Below are 16,899 nucleotides of genomic sequence, written 5' to 3'. Positions count from 1 at the left end.
TCCGGCCCCGCTTGATCAGATCCGTACCCTCGCACGCTGGACAACGCATCCCATCCTCCCCGTCTCAACTCTCGGGGACAAACAAGAATCCAAAATGCGGCCCGTGTAAACAGTTCCCCTGCAAGGGGAGGGGGACCATGCGAAGCATGGTGGAGGGGTGTCACCGGTGGTGCGTTCATGGGACCTCTCGACCGGGAACACCCCTCCGTCAGGCCTTCGGCCTTGCCACCTCCCCTGCAAGGGGAGGAATGGCGTGGATAAACCTCGATCCCGCTTAAAACGAAGACCAATCCTCGTTCGCCGCGCGGCGGACGGGCAGCGGGACGACCTGCGCGCGTGCCGATTCAACCGCGCGCCGCGGCACGGGTCGCTGGTCGAGCACGAAGCGGCCTACCGCCCGCGACAGCTGCTCGGCCTCGTCGGCCAGGCTGCGGGCGGCGGCGGTCGCCTGTTCGACCATCGCGGCGTTCTGCTGCGTCACCGCGTCCATCTGGGTCAGGCTGGTATTCACCTCGCCCAGCCCCTTGGCCTGGCGATTCGCGTCATCGGCGATACCGGTCATCAGCGTGCCCAGCCTGCCCATGCCGTCATTGATCCGCTCCAGTGCCGCACCGGTTTCGCCGACCAGCGCGACGCCGGCCTGAACCCCGTCGGCGCTGGCGAGCACGCGCTGCTTCACGTCGCGCGCGGCATCGGCCGAGCGCTGCGCCAGCGCACGCACCTCGGAGGCGACGACGGCGAAGCCGCGCCCGGCCTCGCCCGCGCGGGCCGCCTCGACCCCGGCGTTGAGCGCGAGCAGATTGGTCTGGAAGGCGATGCCGTCGATCACCCCGATGATTGCCTCGATCTCGGACGATGCGCTCTGGATGTCGCCCATCGCGGTGCGGGCGCGGACGACCACCGCGCCACCGTCGCGCGCATCGGCGCAGGTCTGGTCGAGCGCGCGGGCCGCCTCGGTTGCGCAGGATGCGGCCATCCGCACGGTGGCGGTGATCTCGCTCATCGCGGCGGCGGTTTCCTCCAGGCTGGCGGCCTGCTGCTCGGTCCGCTGCGACAGGTCGTCGGAGGCCTGGCGGATATCCATCGCGCCCGCCTGCACGCCGCCGGTCGCCGCGACGACGCTGGTCATGGTGTCGTGAAGCGCGCCCATCGCGGCGTTGAAATCGCTTTTCAGCCGGGCGAAGGGCTCGTCCAGATCGGCATCGATCCGCGCGGTCAGGTCGCCGCGCGCGAGCGCCGACAGGCCCTGGCCGACACTGGCGACGATCAGGTTCGTCTGGTCCGCCTTGTCCGCTTCGGCGCGGACGAGTTGATCGCGAAAGGCCGCCATCGACCGCGCCATCTCGCCCACTTCGTCCGGCCGCCCGGCATGGGGAATGGCGCGATCGGTATGGCCCTGCGCCAGCCCCGCCATCGCCTGGCGCAGGTCGTGCAGCGGCCGGACGACGGTATGCAGCGCCATATAAAGGCCGGTCGCCAGCCCGGCGACGGCGAGCAGCACGGTCGCGCCGATCAGGATCCAGCGCCCCTGTTCGGCGACGGCGTCGGCGCGGGCGTGCAGCGCCTCGACCTCGTCGCCCAGCGAATCGATCCTGGTGTCGGCGATCTTGGACGCGAGGCGCTCGGCCGGGCGCACCTGTTGGCGGAAATGGGAAAGGCCCGTGCCCCGGTCGCCGCCATCCGCGAAACGGCCGACCTGGGCGAGTTCGCGGCGGACCCGCGCCTGCGACGTGAAATAGGCGGGCGTGATCGCGAACCGCGCCGCGTCGCCGCGCAGCGTGGCCAGTTGGTCGCCGAACTTGTCCAGGCGGGTGTCGAACTTGCGCTGGATGACCTGGCGTTCGGCGGGATCGCTTTCGATGACCAGGTTGAGCGCATCGCGCTGGAGCGACCGGCTGAGTGACCGCAGCTCGGCCAGGCGCAGCATCACCGCCTCGGCCCGTGCGGCATCGTCATTGGCGTTGGCGACGCGCGCGCCGATTTGGAGGGTGACGGCCGACAGGCTGGCCAGCAACAGCATCGACACCAGCACGGGGGCGATGAGACGGGCCGTGACACTCTTCAAAAGCATGACAATTCCGTGACATAGACAGGGCGGATCGTGATCCGGCTTGTCATTCGCCAACGGTTAGCAAGAGGTTAAAAAAGGGGAGCGATCAGCCGCGCGTGGCGAGTAGACGGAGGATGGTGTCGGCGATCATGCGACCGGGCTGGCGCAACGGTCGGGCGAACCGCAGGTGCAGGATGACTCGCGCTGCCTGGGCGTCGTTCCACGCCTCATGGCTATAGGTGTCGTCGAAGACCAACGTCTCACCCTCGGCCCAGCGGACGATCCGGTCGCGCACCCGCATCCGGGCGCCGCCGTCGCGCGGCACGACCAGCCCCAGATGACAGGTGACGAGCGCCTTCGTCGTGCCGTGACGCGACAGGACATGCGCGCCCGGCGAGAGCCGCGCAAAGGCGGCGTCGTGCAGGCCGGGTATCGCGGCAAGCGCCGCCAGCGTGCGCGGGCAGTCATCGCCGACCGCTCGCCCGTCGCGCCACAGGGCGATGGTGCCGCAGGCGGTGGGCAGCGGGCCGTCCTCGTCGGTCCGGGCCAGCGCCTCGTCCCGGATCGCACGCCAGTCGCGGCGCAGCGTCGCGGTCCAGGCAAAGTCGCGCACGTCGAGCACCGGCTCGTTCGAGGACAGAGAGGATGCCGCGATCATCCCGTCGAACAGGCGGCCGACATGATCGCGCAGCCGCATCGGGGGCGGGGGAAGCGTCGCGCCGGGCGGCTGGGTGACGGGCCCGGCAGCGCGAACGGCCGTCAGAGGAGCGGGAACCGGCGGGGCGGGGCAGCGATCCGGTTCGCCCGAATTGTGCCATAATGTGCCCGGCTCGTGACGCTGGGCGCGTGCGTTCATCGACTTGGTCATCACGTTCCGTATGTCCCCGGCCCGGCTCCGTGCCCGGGCATCGGTGGCCCTTGTGACGCGTGTTCGGTCCGAATGGGACTAAAGGGGCAGTGGGTCGAAATGATGGCGTAGCCGACGTCGGTGCGGCCCAATCGCGGCGCTTTGGGGCGATTTAGGGGCGGCTGGCGATCCGCTGTCCGGCAGGGTAAGAGGGGGCCATGGCGTTTCCGTCCCGCGCATTGCGCTGTCTTGCCCTGCCGGTCCTTCTCGGACTGGCGCTTCCTGTCATCGGCCAGTCGGCGCCCGTTCCGCAACCGGCCCCGACCCCCCAGCCCAATCCTGCTCCCGCGACCGACCGCGCGGTGCCACAAGGCATGCCCGTGCCCGCCAGCGTGGCGCCCGCGGCCACCGACCCGCTCGCCCCGCTGCCCCCGATTCCGGGCGTCGACCAGTCCGCCTGGCTCTACAAGGGCTCGGACCTGCCGCAGGACAAGATGTGGAAGTTCGGGCGGCTGGCCAACGGCTTGCGCTTCGCGGTCCGCCGCAACGGCGTGCCGCCGGGGCAGGTAGCGGTGCGGGTGCGGATCGATGCGGGGTCGCTGAACGAACAGGCGTCCGAGCGCGGTTTTGCCCATCTGATCGAGCATCTGTCCTTCCGCGGATCGCAGCACGTCCCCGATGGCGAGGCCAAGCGTATCTGGCAGCGGCTGGGCGCGACCTTCGGCTCGGACTCCAATGCGTCGACCACGCCGACCCAGACCGTCTATCAGCTCGACCTGCCCGGCGCGACCGAGGCGGGGCTGGACGAAAGCCTGAAAATCCTGAGCGGCATGATGGCCGCGCCGTCGCTGACCGCCCAGTCGCTGAACGCCGAGCGCCCGGTCGTGCTGGCCGAGCGGCGCGAGCAGCCGGGGCCGCAGGTGCGCTATGCCGACAAGCTGCGCCAAACGCTGTTCGCCGGACAGCCGCTGGCCGAGCGGTCGCCGATCGGCCAGCTCGCCACGCTGGAGGCCGCGACGCCCGAGACGGTGCGCGCCTTCCACGACCGCTGGTATCGCCCCGAACGCGCGGTCGTCATCATCTCGGGTGACATGGACCCGCTGTTGCTGGCCAAGCTCGTCACCAAGAATTTCGGCGGCTGGCAGGGCGTCGGCGCGAATCCGGCCGACCCCGATTTCGGCAAGCCCAAGGCCGATGCGCCGGTCGCGGGCGCGCTGGTCGAGCCGTCGATGCCGCCGGTCGTCGCCATGGCGGTGCTGCGCCCCTGGCAGTATCAGGACGATACCGCGATCTTCAACCAGAAGCGGATGGTCGACATGGTCGCCGCCCGCCTGATCAGCCGCCGCCTGGAGAACCGCGCGCGCGCCGGGGGCAGCTTCCTCCAGGCCAGCGTCGCGCTGGACGACGTGTCCCGCTCGGCCAATCTGACGACCGTCAATGTCGTGCCGCTCGGCGACAATTGGGAAGCCGCGCTCAAGGACGTGCGTGCGGTCATCGCCGACGCGATGGCGACCCCGCCGACGCAAGGCGAGATCGACCGCGAACTTGCCGATTACGACGCGATCCTGCGCAATCAGGTCGAGACCGCACGGGTCGAGGCGGGGTCGAAACAGGCCGACGACATGGTCGGTGCGCTCGACATCCGCGAGACCGTGACCGCGCCCGAGACGAGCTATCGGATCCTGCGCCAGGCGATCGACAAGAAGATGTTCACGCCCGCCACGGTGCTGGCCTCGACCCGCAAGATCTTCCAGGGCACCGCGACCCGCGCGCTGGTCAACACCCGCACCGCCCAGCCGGATGCGGTCGCCAAACTGACCGCCGCGCTGAAGGCCGATGTCCGCCCACTGGCCGAAAGTCGTCGCCGCCAGGGTGCCATCACCTTCGCGCAGCTGCCGAAACTGGGGAAGCCCGGCACGGTCGTGTCCCGCGAAAAGGTCGACGAGCTGGGGCTGGAGAAGGTGACCTTCGCCAATGGCGTTCGCCTGCTCCTGCTCGCCAATGACGGCGAGACGGGGCGCGTCTATATCCGCGTCCGGTTCGGGCGGGGCTATGACGCGTTGCCCGCGACCCGCGAAAGCCCGGCCTGGGCCGCCGATCTCGCGCTGGTCGCGGGTGGCATCGGCAAGTTCGACCAGGGCGATCTCGACCGGCTGACCGCCGGGCGGACCATGGGCATGGACTTCGACATCGACGACGATGCCTTCGCCTTCAACGCGCTATCCTCGCCCGGCGACTATGCCGACAACCTGAAACTGATCGCGGCCAAGCTGATCGCACCGCGCTGGGACGCGGCACCGGTCAACCGGGCCAAGGCCGCGATGCTGGCGGGGTATGACGGGTTCGATTCCTCGCCCGACGGCGTGCTGGGCCATGATCTGGAACGGCTGCTGCGTGGCGGTGACCCGCGCTGGGGCACGCCCCCGCGCGAGGCGGTGATGGCGACCACGCCGGAATCGTTCAAGGCGCTCTGGGCACCGCTCCTTGCTTCGGGCCCGATCGAGGTGTCGGTGTTCGGCGACGTGAAGGCCGATGACGCGATCAAGGCGGTGGCGGAAAGCCTGGGCGCGATCCCGGCGCGGCCGCCGGTCGTCGGCCCCGTGCCGCCGATCCGTTTCCCCGCGCATGTCGATACGCCTGTCGTTCGCACCCATACCGGTCCGGCCGACCAAGCGGCGGCGGTCATCGCCTGGCCGACCGGCGGCGGATCGGCGGGCGACCAGGTTCGCAACCGGCTGGACGTGCTGGCGCAGGTCTTTGCCGACCGGCTGTTCGACCGGCTGCGCTCGCAGGCGGGGGCCAGCTACAGCCCGCAGGTCGCCAGCCAGTGGCCGATCGGCCTGCCCGGTGGCGGCCGGATGATCGCGATCGGCATGGTCGCGCCCGACAAGGTCGACTTCTTCCTGGCGACCGCCCGCTCGATCGCCGCCGACCTGGCCTCCAAGCCGATCGACGCCGACGAGCTGCAACGGATCAAGCGGCCGATGGCGCAGCGGCTGGCGCGCATGGCGTCGGGCAACATGTTCTGGATGCAGCGACTGGGCGGCGCGGCCTATGATCCCCAGCGGATCGAGGCGACGCGGCGGCTGGCCAAGGACTTCGTCTCGATCGGCCCGGCCGACCTTCAGGCGGTCGCGGCGAAATATCTGCGGCCGGATACCGACTGGACGCTGAAGGTCGTGCCGCGCGCCAAGTAAATTCCTCCCCTGCAAGGGGAGGGGGACCATGCGCAGCATGGTGGAGGGGGCGCGCCGCGAAGGGCGTCCTTTGGCAAGTCCCCCTCCGTCAGGCCTGCGGCCTGCCACCTCCCCGTGCCGGGGAGGAACCAGTCGTTTCCCCGCACGTTTCAACCGCCGACGACCTTTGTGCGGCGCAATATCCGCGCTGCCCTTTCGCTTTGCGCAGCTTTCGGCTATGGCGCGCGGCGACATACCCTCCGAACAAGAGAAATTTGCATGAGCCTCCGCAACGTGGCGATCATCGCGCACGTCGACCATGGCAAAACGACCCTGGTTGATCAGCTGTTCCGCCAGTCGGGCACCTTCCGCGACAACCAGCGCGTCGAAGAGCGCGCGATGGATTCCAACGACCTGGAAAAGGAGCGCGGGATCACCATTCTCGCCAAGCCGACCTCGGTCGACTGGACTCCCCCGGGCACCGACGAGTCGATCCGCATCAACATCGTCGACACCCCCGGCCACGCCGACTTCGGTGGCGAAGTCGAGCGCATCCTGTCGATGGTCGACGGCGTCGTCCTGCTGGTCGATTCGTCGGAAGGCGCGATGCCGCAGACGAAGTTCGTGACGGGCAAGGCGCTGGCGCTCGGCCTGAAGCCGATCGTCGTCGTCAACAAGGTCGACCGCGCCGATGCGCGTATCCAGGAAGTGCTGGACGAAGTGTTCGACCTGTTCGTCTCGCTCGATGCGAATGACGAGCAGCTGGACTTCCCGGTCCTCTACGCCTCGGGCCGCAACGGCTATGCCTCGACCGACATGGACGCGCGCGAAGGCACGCTGATCCCGATGTTCGAGACCATCGTCCGCCACGTGCCCGCGCCGAAGGTGGAAGTCGAGGACGTGCCCTTCACCTTCCTGGTGACGCTGCTCGACCGCGACAACTTCCTGGGTCGCATCCTGACCGGCCGCGTCAACTCGGGCACGGTCAAGCTGAACCAGGCGATCCACGCGCTCGACAACGACGGCAACATCGTCGAGACGGGCCGCGCGTCGAAGATCATGTCCTTCCGTGGTCTGGACCGCGTGCCGGTCGACGAAGCCAAGGCGGGCGACATCATCTCGCTGGCGGGCCTCGCCGTCGCCACCGTGGCGAACACCATCGCCGACACCAGCGTGACCGAGCCGCTGCACGCGCAGCCGATCGATCCCCCCACGCTGTCGATGCGCTTCGCCGTCAACGATTCGCCGATGGCGGGCCGTGAGGGTTCGAAGGTCACCAGCCGCATGATCCGCGACCGCCTGATGCGCGAAGCGGAATCGAACGTCGCGGTGAAGGTCACCGAGAGCGATGATCGCGACAGCTTCGAGGTCGCCGGTCGCGGCGAACTCCAGCTGGGCGTGCTGATCGAGACGATGCGCCGCGAAGGCTTCGAGCTGGGCATCAGCCGCCCGCGCGTGCTGTTCGGCGAGGACGAGGACGGCAAGAAGACTGAGCCGTACGAAACCGTCATCATCGACGTGGACGAGGAATATTCGGGCACGGTCGTCGAGAAGATGAACCTGCGCAAGGCCGAGATGACCGACATGCGTCCCTCGGGCGGCGGCAAGACCCGCATCACCTTCTCCGCACCTTCGCGCGGCATGATCGGTTACCACGGCGAGTTCCTGTCGGACACGCGCGGCACCGGCATCATGAACCGCCTGTTCGAGAAGTACGGCCCCCACAAGGGCAAGATCGAGGGCCGCAAGAACGGCGTTCTGATCTCGAACGGCGCCGGCGAAGCGCAGGGCTATGCGCTGGGTCCGCTCGAAGAGCGCGGCATCCTGTTCGTCGGCCACGGCGAGGCGCTCTACGAGGGCATGATCATCGGCGAGAACGCCAAGACGGATGACCTCGAGGTCAACCCGATGAAGGCGAAGCAGCTGACCAACTTCCGTGCGTCGGGCGGCAAGGATGACGCCATCCGCCTGACCCCGCCGAAGAAGATGACGCTGGAACAGGCGATCGCGTATATCGACGACGACGAAATGGTCGAAGTGACCCCGAAGTCGATCCGTCTGCGCAAGCGCTACTTGGACCCGAACGAGCGCAAGCGCGCAGCTCGCTCGAAGGCGGCGTAAACAGGAAAGGGGCCGGGCGGAAACGTCCGGCCCCTTTCCTTTGGGGGCTTCGGCGGTCCGCTTCCCTCCCTTGCCCCTCACCCAAGCCGAGCTTGGGTTCGATCCAGCCAGACCGAAGCACCACTCCGGCCTCTGCCGGGGTGGCAGGGCAATAGTCCAGGCCAGGTGGATCAAACCCGAGCTGGCGGGGCTGGCAAGCTCCGCTACCGTTCTCCCCTATCCACGGGAGAGGGGAGGCGGATTTGGGTAACGATCCCCGCCCCTGAGAGGATGCCGGGTGCTTGATCGTCAAGCTGGGCAAGCCCCTCAATGCTCCCCGAACAGCTCCCGCTGCGCCTTGTCCAGCTCCTCGGCATAGCGCCGCCGGACATAGGGTTCTGACAACAGCCCCAGCACCGCATGATCGGGGCCGATCACCGCCAGCTCGTCGGCATTCGCGGCATCCAGCGCGCCCATCACCGCCTTGATATCGGCATCGGGCAGCAGCGTGTGCTCGCGGTGGATGGCCAGCGTATCGATCGCCGCCGCTGGGTCGAGGCCGTCGGCATAGGCGCGCGCGGTCTGTGCGATCCCGGCATAACGCCCCTGATCGTCGACCAGCACGACCCGGCTGGTCGAGCCGAGCGGAAAGGCGCGGCGGAACTCGGCGATGGTCAGCGCGGCGGGGGTGGCGCGCTCGACCCGGCGCATCATGCGCCCTGCGGTCAGCGTGCGCATCCAGCCGACATCGCGCGCGCTCTTGATCGTTTCGCCACGCAGGTGAAGCCGCCAGGTCGAGAAGGAATAGCCGAACGTCTCGCGCACGATCGTCGTGGTGACCAGCGAGGCGGCGATCGCCGCGCCCGCCAGCGAGAAGTCGTGAGTCGCCTCCAGCACCAGCATCGCCATCGTCATCGGCCCGCCGACGATCGCCACGGCAAAGGCGGCCATGCCGACCAGCGCGGCATTTTGCGGATCGATGATCGCCGACCCCGCGCCCCAGGCGATGACGTCGGCATAGATGTGCCCCAACAGGCTGCCGAGAAACAGCGAGGCAAAGAACAGCCCGCCGCGAAAACCGAAGCCCAGCGACACCACCGACGCCGCGCTCTTCATGATGAAGATCGCCGCCAGGAAGCTGAGCGGCAGGCCATATTCCAGGTCGAGGTGCAACGCGCCGTGCCCCGCCGACAGCACCTGCGGCGTCAGCAGTGCGAGCGGGATCAGCAGGACGCCGCCCAGCATCGGTCGCCACGACGCCTGCACCGGCAGGCGACGGGTCAGCGCCTCCATCTCTGCGACCGCGCGCATCAGGACGATGCCCAGCACCGCCGCGATCGCGCCGAGTCCGGCATAGATCAGATAATGGTGGCTCAGCACCGGCTCGCCCGCGACCGCGTTGACGATATAGGGCTGCGCGCCCAGCATCTGCGCAACCAGTACCCCGGTCAGCGCCGCCGCCGCGACGGGTGCGATGGCGGCGGGCGTATAGGCGCCGATCACGATCTCGAAGGCGTAGAAGGCACCTGCCAGCGGCGCCCCGAACGCACCGGCGATCGCCGCCCCGGTGCCCGCCCCCACCAGCACGCGCAGGTCGCCGCGCCGCAACCGAAGCCAGCCCCCCGCGATCGATGCAAGCCCCGCGCCGAGCTGAGCATAGGCGGCCTCCAGCCCGACCGACGCGCCGAAGCCGTTGGAGATGATCGTCTGCCCCGAAATCACCAGGCTGTCGGACCAGGACAGGCGGCCGCCATGCAGCGCATTGGCCTCGACCGCGTCGACCAGCCGCCGTTGCCGCGCGCGGGTGGCCTTGGAGAACAGGGCCAGCACCAATCCGCCGAAGGGCAGGGCAAGCAGCGAGATCGGCGCGACGGCGGCGGTCGCGCTCAACCGCTGGTCCAGTTCCAGCGCGAACAGCCAATGCTGCAGCGTGCGGGCGACCGCGCCTTGCAGGACGCTGAGCAGTCCGGCCCCCGCACCGATGGCGATGGCCAGCAGGACAAGACTGGCTTCGCTGGCGCGAACCTTGCGCCGCACCCAGGACGGGGCGAGTCGGACGATGGACATGGTGAGCGGCTATGTCGGGATTCGGCGCGTGCGGCCAGTGGTGTGGCACCCCGAAACGACAACGCCCGCCTTCTCGCGAAGACGGGCGTTGCAGATCACAGTGTCGGGACGGGATCAGCCCTGTTCGGCTTCCTTGCGGGCACGCTCTTCGTAGAAGTTGCGCACCACGTCCCAGGCTTCCTCGGCGGTTTCGACATAGGTGAAGATGCCGAGATCACGCTCGGACACCACGCCTTCCTCGACCAGTGCCTCGAAATTGACGACGCGTTCCCAGAAGGCGCGGCCGAAGAGCAGCACGGGGATGGGCTGGATCTTGCCGGTCTGGATCAGGGTCAGCAGCTCGAACAGCTCGTCGAACGTGCCGAAGCCGCCTGGAAACGCCGCCAGCGCGCGTGCGTGAAGCAGGAAGTGCATCTTGCGCAGCGCGAAATAGTGGAACTGGAGGCTCAGCGAGGGCGTGACATAGGGGTTCGGCGCCTGTTCGTGCGGCAGGACGATGTTCAGCCCCACCGACTCGGCGCCGACGTCATGCGCGCCGCGATTGGCGGCCTCCATGATCGAGGGGCCGCCGCCCGAGCACACCACGAATTGCCGCATGCCGCGATCGTCGCGGGGCAGGCGGCTGGTGATCTGGGCCAGCTCGCGCGCGATGTCGTAATATTTGCTCTTGGCGACCAGGTTCTCGGCGATCTTGCGCGACTTGTCGTCATGCGCCAGCGCCAGCAGCGCCTCGGCCTTGGCGGGCTCCGGAATACGCGCCGAGCCATAGAAGACGAAGGTCGAGGCGATCTTGGCCTCTTCGAGCAGTAGCTGCGCCTTCAGCAGTTCCAGCTGGAAACGGACGGGGCGAAGGTCTTCGCGCAGCAGGAAGTCCATGTCCTGAAAGGCCAGCGTATAGGCGGGGCTTTCGGTCTGCGGCGTCGAGACGATCGTCTTGGCGCTCTCGGCGTCCTGGCTGGCATTGGGGAAGACGCGGTTCGGTACTTGGGTCTTATCGGTCATTTCGGATGATGTAGGGGATCGGTGCCGCTCGCGCTACCGGCAAAAATGCGCGGCATCATCCTCCAGATGCAGGTGGTTGCGGTGCGCGGCGTTGTAATCGGGGCTTAAAACCGTGCCGAACCGGCGACAGGCCGAGGCGCGGATGGTCGTCCAGAACTGCCGGACCTGCGGATCGGTCGAGTACCAGTCGTTCAGCAGGGTGATCCGCCGCCCGTCCTTCAGGACGAAGCCGCCCACATCGACCGCATTGGCCAGCGCATGGCCCGACCGCCGGTCGCCGATCCGCTTGCTGCCGACGATGTTGCGGCAGGCATAGGTGCCCATGCCCTCGACCCTGGCCAGCGGCGAGCCGAGGATCTGCCACGCGGCGGGCGCCACGGCGTTGCGCACCCAACCGGCAAAAGCCCGGGCATTGCCGCATCGCATCGCGGTGACGCCGGTGACGGGCACGCCGATATCGGTCAGCTGCACCGCGCCGTATAGGCCGCAGCCGGGGCCCAGTTCCTTGTCGGGCAGGCGGCGATAGTCCACGCCCTCGCGCCGCAGATCGGCCTCGCACTGCGCGGTTTCGCGGATCGGCGGGCGATACGGTTCGGCGCGCGCGGCCTGCTGCACCGGGCGTTCGGGACGGTCGGCGCGCCCGCAGGCGGAAAGGAGGACCGCGCCCAGAATGGGAAAGAGGACGAAAAAGGGGGCGCGTGTCATGCGCCCCCTTGGCCATGGTGTCGACAATTTGGCCAGCCCCGATCAGGCGTGCGGAGGCGTGTCTGCGACATGTTCCAATATGTCGCCCGGCTGGCACGCCAGCGCGGTGCAGATGGCGTCCAGCGTGGTGAAGCGGATCGCGCGGGCCTTGCCGGTCTTCAGAATTGACAGGTTGGCGAGCGTCAGGTCGACCCGCTCGGCCAGCTCGGTCAGCGACATTCGCCGGTCGAGCAGCAGCCGGTCGAGATTGATGCGGATCGCCATCAGATTGTGCCCTCCGCATCCTCGCGCAGGCGCACGCCCTCGCGGAAGATTTGCGCCAGCACCAGCGTCAGCAGGATCGCGAACACACCGTCCACGCCCATCGGCTTGATCATGTCCTGCGAGTCGAAGGGCAGGATCGGGGGCAGGGCGAATTGCAGCAGATAGGCGACCGCGATGGTGCCCGCGATCCAGTTCAGCCGCTTGACGTTGGCGGGGGTGAAGGGCTCGCCCGCCGCCGTGCTGCGCAACATCTGGATCAGCGGAAGTAGCGCGGACCAGGCGAGGCTTAGAACCATCAGCATGACCGCCAGCGCCGCGGCGACCACGCCCGGCGTCTTCACGTCCAGCGCCTGTGCGTTGACATGCACCGCCCCCAGCGCCCCCGGCGAGATCGCATCGACGATCAGCGTGCCTACTGCCGCCAGAAGGACCGCCGTGACGAACGCGAGAAGGGCGAGCAAGACCGCATAAAGCAGTGTGCTGATGTGACTGGCGAAACGTGTCATGGCCGTCTGTCCTCCGTCCCTTGTGAATATTGGTATTCGATAAATCCATATTGAATATCGCGCAATAGAATTATTGAAAAACGATATGTGGAGTGGTTTGAGCCATCATCCGGGGCGGAAAGCGCGGCTATGGGCGCCGCAGCGCAGAGGGGCCGGACGTTGCGAAACCGCCGCCGCAAGCCAGGTGGCGTATGCAAAATTGCGCCGTCGCGATTGTGGTTGTCATCTTCGTTCGACATCGCTAGGGCCGTCGACGGGCCACGCGGTCCCAACGCCGCGCGTGCTCTCTGTGAGGAGAGTCTTAAATGACTGAATTGAATGCCGCCGACGCCACTCTTGCGCCCGCGAAGCCCGCCACCAAACCGGCGCGCCCCTATTTTTCCAGCGGCCCCTGCGCCAAGCCTCCCGGTTGGGATGCGGCCAAGCTCGCGACGGACAGCCTCGGCCGTTCGCATCGCTCGAAGCTGGGCAAGCAGCGGCTGCAATATTGCATTGACCTGATGCGCGAGCTGCTGAAGCTCCCCGACACCCACCGCATCGGCATCGTCCCCGGCTCCGACACCGGCGCGTTCGAAATGGCGATGTGGACCATGCTGGGCTCCCTCCCCGTCACCACGCTCGCCTGGGAAAGCTTCGGCGAGGGCTGGGTGACGGATGCGGTCAAGCAGCTGAAGCTGGAACCCACCGTGCTGCGTGCGGATTACGGCCAGATCGCGGACCTGAACGCCGTCGACTGGTCGAACGACGTTCTCTTCACCTGGAACGGCACCACCTCTGGCGTGCGCGTCCCGAACGGCGACTGGATTGCCGACGACCGCGAGGGCCTGTCCTTCGCCGACGCGACCAGCGCGGTGTTCGCCTATGACCTGCCCTGGGACAAGATCGACGTCGCGACCTTCTCTTGGCAGAAGGTGCTGGGCGGCGAGGGTGCGCACGGCGTCCTGATCCTCGGCCCGCGCGCGGTCGAGCGCCTCGAAAGCTACACCCCCGCCTGGCCGCTGCCCAAGGTCTTCCGCCTGGTGTCGAAGGGCAAGCTGGCCGAGGGCGTGTTCAAGGGCGAAACGATCAACACCCCCTCGATGCTCGCCGTCGAAGACGCGATCTTCGCGCTGGAATGGGGCAAGTCGCTGGGTGGTGCGGATGCGCTGTTGGCGCGGTCGGATGCCAATGCGGCGGCGCTCAACAAGATTGTGGAAGAGCGCGACTGGCTTGGTCATCTCGCCGCCGATCCGGCGATGCGCTCGACGACCAGCGTCTGCCTGACGGTCGAGGGCGCGGACGAGGCGCTGATCAAGAAGATGGCCTCGCTGCTCGAAGCCGAAGGTGCGGCCTATGACGTGGCGGGTTACCGCGACGCGCCCGCCGGCCTGCGCATCTGGTGCGGCGCCACGGTCGAGACCGCCGATATCGAGGCGCTCGGCCCCTGGCTCGACTGGGCCTACGCCACCGCCAAGGCGGCCTGATCCTGATTCTTGCCCCGGCCGCCCGTGCCGGGGACCTTTCCCCATTCCATAACCCCGGCCGTGCCGGGGTGACGAGGTGACCTATGCCCAAAGTTCTCATCAGCGACAAAATGGACCCCAAGGCCGCCCAGATCTTCCGCGAGCGCGGGGTCGAGGTGGACGAGATCACCGGCAAGACGCCCGACGAGTTGAAGGCGATCATCGGCCAGTATGACGGTCTGGCGATCCGCAGCTCGACCAAGGTAACCAAGGAGATCCTGGAGCACGCGACCAATTTGAAGGTCGTCGGCCGCGCCGGAATCGGCGTCGATAACGTCGACATCCCCGCTGCCAGCGCCAAGGGCGTGGTGGTGATGAACACCCCCTTCGGCAATTCGATCACCACCGCCGAACACGCCATCGCCCTGATGTTCGCGCTCGCCCGCCAGCTGCCCGAGGCCGATGCCTCGACGCAAGCGGGCAAGTGGGAGAAGAACCGCTTCATGGGCGTCGAGCTGACGTCCAAGACGCTGGGCCTGATCGGGGCGGGCAATATCGGCTCGATCGTCGCCGACCGCGCGCTGGGCCTGCGCATGAAGGTCGTCGCCTTCGATCCGTTCCTGACGCCCGAGCGGGCGCTGGAGATGGGCGTGGAAAAGGTGACGCTGGACGAACTGCTCGCCCGCGCCGACTTCATCACGCTGCACACCCCGCTGACCGATCAGACGCGCAACATCCTGTCGGCCGAGAATCTGGCCAAGACGAAGAAGGGCGTGCGCATCATCAACTGCGCGCGCGGCGGCCTGATCGACGAGGACGCGCTGAAGGCGGGGCTCGATTCGGGCCATATCGGTGGTGCCGCCCTCGACGTGTTCAAGAACGAACCGGCCAAGGAAAGCCCGCTGTTCGGCACGCCCAACTTCATCTCGACCCCGCACTTGGGCGCGTCGACCACCGAGGCGCAGGTCAACGTCGCGATCCAGGTCGCTGAGCAGCTGGCCGACTTCCTGGTCTCGGGCGGCGTCACCAACGCGCTCAACATGCCCAGCCTGACCGCCGAGGAAGCGCCCAAGCTGAAGCCGTACATGGCGCTGGCCGAAAAGCTCGGCTCGTTGGTCGGCCAGCTGTCGCACGGCGCGGTCACGGGTATCGCGATCGAGGCGGAGGGTGCCGCCGCCGCGCTGAACCTCAAGCCGATCACGGGTGCGGTGCTGGCGGGCTTCATGCGCGTCCATTCGGACACGGTGAACATGGTCAACGCACCGTTCCTGGCCAAGGAACGCGGCCTCGACGTGCGCGAAGTGCGTCATGACCGCGAGGGCGACTATCACACCCTGGTCCGCGTGACGGTGACGACCGCGGACGGCGAGCGTTCGGTGGCGGGTACGCTGTTCGGCGATCAGGCCCCGCGCCTGGTCGAGCTGTTCGGCATCAAGGTCGAGGCCGATCTGGCCGGGCCGATGCTCTATGTCGTCAACGAGGACGCGCCGGGCTTCATCGGCCGCCTGGGCACCACGCTGGGCGAGGCGGGCGTCAACATCGGCACCTTCCACCTCGGCCGCCGCTCGGCGGGCGGCGAGGCGGTGCTGCTGCTCTCGGTCGACGAGGCGGTGGATGCGGACCTGCTGGCCAAGGTCAAGGCGCTGCCCGGCGTGAAGACCGCGATGGGGCTGGTGTTCTGATCGGTCGCCGGACAGAATGAAATGAAGACAGGCCGGGTGTCCCATGACATCCGGCCTTTTTCATGAGGGCGGAGATGGGCAAGTTCCTGGCGTTCGTGAAGTCCGTCCTGATCGGTAGCGTCGTGGGAGGGGGGCCTTTTATGCCGCTCACCCTCTTTCTGGCGTCCTATCCGACAGCAGCCGCGAATGGGCGGAGCCCGACGGACGACGTGATGCACGCACTCCAGCTTGCCGTGCTGCCGCTGGCCATCGCCTTCGTCATCGTTCTTTCGGCGAGCGTGCTGATCGGGTTGCCTTTGACCTATCTGTTTCGGCGCAAGGGATTGACTGGCCCTGGCCCCTATCTGGTCAGTGGAATCCTGGTCGGTGTGGGAATCCCGATCATCATACCATGGGCGATGGGGTGGTCGGGCATGGCGTGGATGGCGATACCGGGCGCGCTGAGCGGGGCGGCTACCGCGCGGGTCTGGTGGGGCGCGACTCGCGTGCGGGCAGGTGGTGTCAGTCCTTCCTGCGAACAACGCTGATTCGCCCGTCCCCCTCCATCATCGCGTGGCGGACCAGCGCCAGATCCTCGACACCCTCTTCGCGCAGTTGCTGCATCAGTTCGTCGCGGGTCATCAGCGCCTTGCGCATATTGGCGCGGCACAGGCGACCGTCCTCGACCAGCATCAGCGGCGGCGACATGGTCAGGAAGCGTAGCGGGCGGAAGCGATAGCTCACCCAGTTGAGCATCCACGCCCAGAAGATGATGGTCAGCACGAAGATCATGCTCTCGGTGATCGACTGGGCATCGCCGCTGAACGCGGGCTGTGCGCCATCGACGACGGCGACCACCACGACCAGATCGGCGATGTTGATGTCGCCGCCTTCCCGTTTCAGCAGGAAGCGCATGACGAGGACTAGGAAGAGATACATGATGGTGCCACGCAGGACGACCTCGGCCACCTGCAACTCGGGCACGAACATCGCGGACCAGTCGGGCATGGATAATCTCCCGCGCCGATTGGGCGCTTGCCGGATCAACGCGGTGCCGCCCGAAACGCCCCCATGCGATG

13 protein-coding genes are annotated in these 16,899 nt (G+C 67.7%); 5 read left to right on the top strand and 8 right to left on the bottom strand.

The genetic code is table 11. The features are described from left to right. Positions 1-274 precede the first annotated feature (274 nt). Both U1703_RS07185 and U1703_RS07180 read right to left on the bottom strand, forming a co-directional pair. Positions 275-2,071 carry a methyl-accepting chemotaxis protein gene (locus U1703_RS07185; RefSeq protein ID WP_332785134.1) on the bottom strand — a complete coding sequence of 599 codons (1,797 nt, stop codon included), beginning with the start codon at positions 2,069-2,071 and terminating at the stop codon, positions 275-277. Between the two features lie 85 nt (positions 2,072-2,156). Then, entirely contained in the window at positions 2,157-2,918 is a 762-nt protein-coding gene (locus U1703_RS07180) for an aspartyl/asparaginyl beta-hydroxylase domain-containing protein (RefSeq protein ID WP_332785133.1), read from the bottom strand. A 197-nt stretch (positions 2,919-3,115) separates the two neighbouring features. Between U1703_RS07180 and U1703_RS07175 the strand changes: the two genes are divergently transcribed. Continuing rightward, positions 3,116-6,094 carry a M16 family metallopeptidase gene (locus U1703_RS07175; RefSeq protein ID WP_332785132.1) on the top strand — a complete coding sequence of 993 codons (2,979 nt, stop codon included), beginning with the start codon at positions 3,116-3,118 and terminating at the stop codon, positions 6,092-6,094. Between the two features lie 258 nt (positions 6,095-6,352). After that, on the top strand, positions 6,353-8,194 hold the full coding sequence (gene typA / locus U1703_RS07170) for a translational GTPase TypA (protein ID WP_320453294.1): 1,842 nt from the start codon (positions 6,353-6,355) through the stop codon (positions 8,192-8,194). A 306-nt stretch (positions 8,195-8,500) separates the two neighbouring features. On the opposite strand, the gene U1703_RS07165 is transcribed toward typA, so the two are convergent. The 5 genes from U1703_RS07165 to U1703_RS07145 form a co-directional block, all read right to left on the bottom strand. Continuing rightward, positions 8,501-10,240: a chloride channel protein gene (locus U1703_RS07165; protein WP_332785131.1), complete on the bottom strand. Its 1,740-nt coding sequence runs from the start codon at positions 10,238-10,240 to the stop codon at positions 8,501-8,503. A 114-nt stretch (positions 10,241-10,354) separates the two neighbouring features. Next, positions 10,355-11,242 (bottom strand): LOG family protein, encoded by an 888-nt coding sequence (locus U1703_RS07160; protein WP_332785130.1) that lies wholly within the window; start codon positions 11,240-11,242, stop codon positions 10,355-10,357. Positions 11,243-11,275: 33 nt separating this feature from the next. Further along, the gene (locus tag U1703_RS07155) at positions 11,276-11,947 is read right to left on the bottom strand and encodes an extensin-like domain-containing protein (protein WP_332785129.1); all 672 of its coding nucleotides are present in this window, start codon (positions 11,945-11,947) and stop codon (positions 11,276-11,278) included. 42 nt (positions 11,948-11,989) lie between these two features. Further along, positions 11,990-12,211, bottom strand: coding sequence for a helix-turn-helix domain-containing protein (locus tag U1703_RS07150; RefSeq protein WP_332785128.1), 222 nt, complete (start codon positions 12,209-12,211; stop codon positions 11,990-11,992). Next, positions 12,211-12,717 (bottom strand): DUF2975 domain-containing protein, encoded by a 507-nt coding sequence (locus tag U1703_RS07145; protein WP_332785127.1) that lies wholly within the window; start codon positions 12,715-12,717, stop codon positions 12,211-12,213. Before U1703_RS07145 ends, U1703_RS07150 begins: the two co-directional genes overlap by 1 nt. Positions 12,718-13,022: 305 nt before the next feature. Here U1703_RS07145 and U1703_RS07140 point away from each other — a divergent pair, with 305 nt between their 5' ends. The 3 genes from U1703_RS07140 (at position 13,023) to U1703_RS07130 (ending at position 16,368) form a co-directional block, all read left to right on the top strand. Beyond that, the gene (locus U1703_RS07140; protein ID WP_332785126.1) at positions 13,023-14,180 is read left to right on the top strand and encodes a phosphoserine transaminase; all 1,158 of its coding nucleotides are present in this window, start codon (positions 13,023-13,025) and stop codon (positions 14,178-14,180) included. 83 nt (positions 14,181-14,263) lie between these two features. Beyond that, complete coding sequence (gene serA / locus U1703_RS07135; RefSeq protein WP_320453301.1) at positions 14,264-15,841, top strand: phosphoglycerate dehydrogenase; 1,578 nt, start codon at positions 14,264-14,266, stop codon at positions 15,839-15,841. A 74-nt stretch (positions 15,842-15,915) separates the two neighbouring features. Then, positions 15,916-16,368 (top strand): hypothetical protein, encoded by a 453-nt coding sequence (locus U1703_RS07130; protein WP_332785125.1) that lies wholly within the window; start codon positions 15,916-15,918, stop codon positions 16,366-16,368. On the opposite strand, the gene U1703_RS07125 is transcribed toward U1703_RS07130, so the two are convergent. Then, the gene (locus U1703_RS07125) at positions 16,343-16,828 is read right to left on the bottom strand and encodes a DUF421 domain-containing protein (protein WP_332785124.1); all 486 of its coding nucleotides are present in this window, start codon (positions 16,826-16,828) and stop codon (positions 16,343-16,345) included. The genes U1703_RS07130 and U1703_RS07125 overlap by 26 nt on opposite strands. Between the last annotated feature and the right edge of the window lie 71 nt (positions 16,829-16,899).

The sequence above is a fragment of the Sphingomonas flavida genome (assembly GCF_036663655.1).
Lineage (GTDB): Bacteria > Pseudomonadota > Alphaproteobacteria > Sphingomonadales > Sphingomonadaceae > Sphingomonas.
This window is presented reverse-complemented; position numbering and strand designations above follow the sequence as displayed.

Bases quoted from the DNA above. Each gene is read 5' to 3' on its own strand.
- U1703_RS07185 (WP_332785134.1), bottom strand. From the start codon at position 2,071: ATGCTTTTGAAGAGTGTCACGGCCCGTCTCATCGCCCCCGTGCTGGTG.
- U1703_RS07180 (WP_332785133.1), bottom strand. From the start codon at position 2,918: ATGACCAAGTCGATGAACGCACGCGCCCAGCGTCACGAGCCGGGCACA.
- U1703_RS07175 (WP_332785132.1), top strand. From the start codon at position 3,116: ATGGCGTTTCCGTCCCGCGCATTGCGCTGTCTTGCCCTGCCGGTCCTT.
- typA (WP_320453294.1), top strand. From the start codon at position 6,353: ATGAGCCTCCGCAACGTGGCGATCATCGCGCACGTCGACCATGGCAAA.
- U1703_RS07165 (WP_332785131.1), bottom strand. From the start codon at position 10,240: ATGTCCATCGTCCGACTCGCCCCGTCCTGGGTGCGGCGCAAGGTTCGC.
- U1703_RS07160 (WP_332785130.1), bottom strand. From the start codon at position 11,242: ATGACCGATAAGACCCAAGTACCGAACCGCGTCTTCCCCAATGCCAGC.
- U1703_RS07155 (WP_332785129.1), bottom strand. From the start codon at position 11,947: ATGACACGCGCCCCCTTTTTCGTCCTCTTTCCCATTCTGGGCGCGGTC.
- U1703_RS07150 (WP_332785128.1), bottom strand. From the start codon at position 12,211: ATGGCGATCCGCATCAATCTCGACCGGCTGCTGCTCGACCGGCGAATG.
- U1703_RS07145 (WP_332785127.1), bottom strand. From the start codon at position 12,717: ATGACACGTTTCGCCAGTCACATCAGCACACTGCTTTATGCGGTCTTG.
- U1703_RS07140 (WP_332785126.1), top strand. From the start codon at position 13,023: ATGACTGAATTGAATGCCGCCGACGCCACTCTTGCGCCCGCGAAGCCC.
- serA (WP_320453301.1), top strand. From the start codon at position 14,264: ATGCCCAAAGTTCTCATCAGCGACAAAATGGACCCCAAGGCCGCCCAG.
- U1703_RS07130 (WP_332785125.1), top strand. From the start codon at position 15,916: ATGGGCAAGTTCCTGGCGTTCGTGAAGTCCGTCCTGATCGGTAGCGTC.
- U1703_RS07125 (WP_332785124.1), bottom strand. From the start codon at position 16,828: ATGCCCGACTGGTCCGCGATGTTCGTGCCCGAGTTGCAGGTGGCCGAG.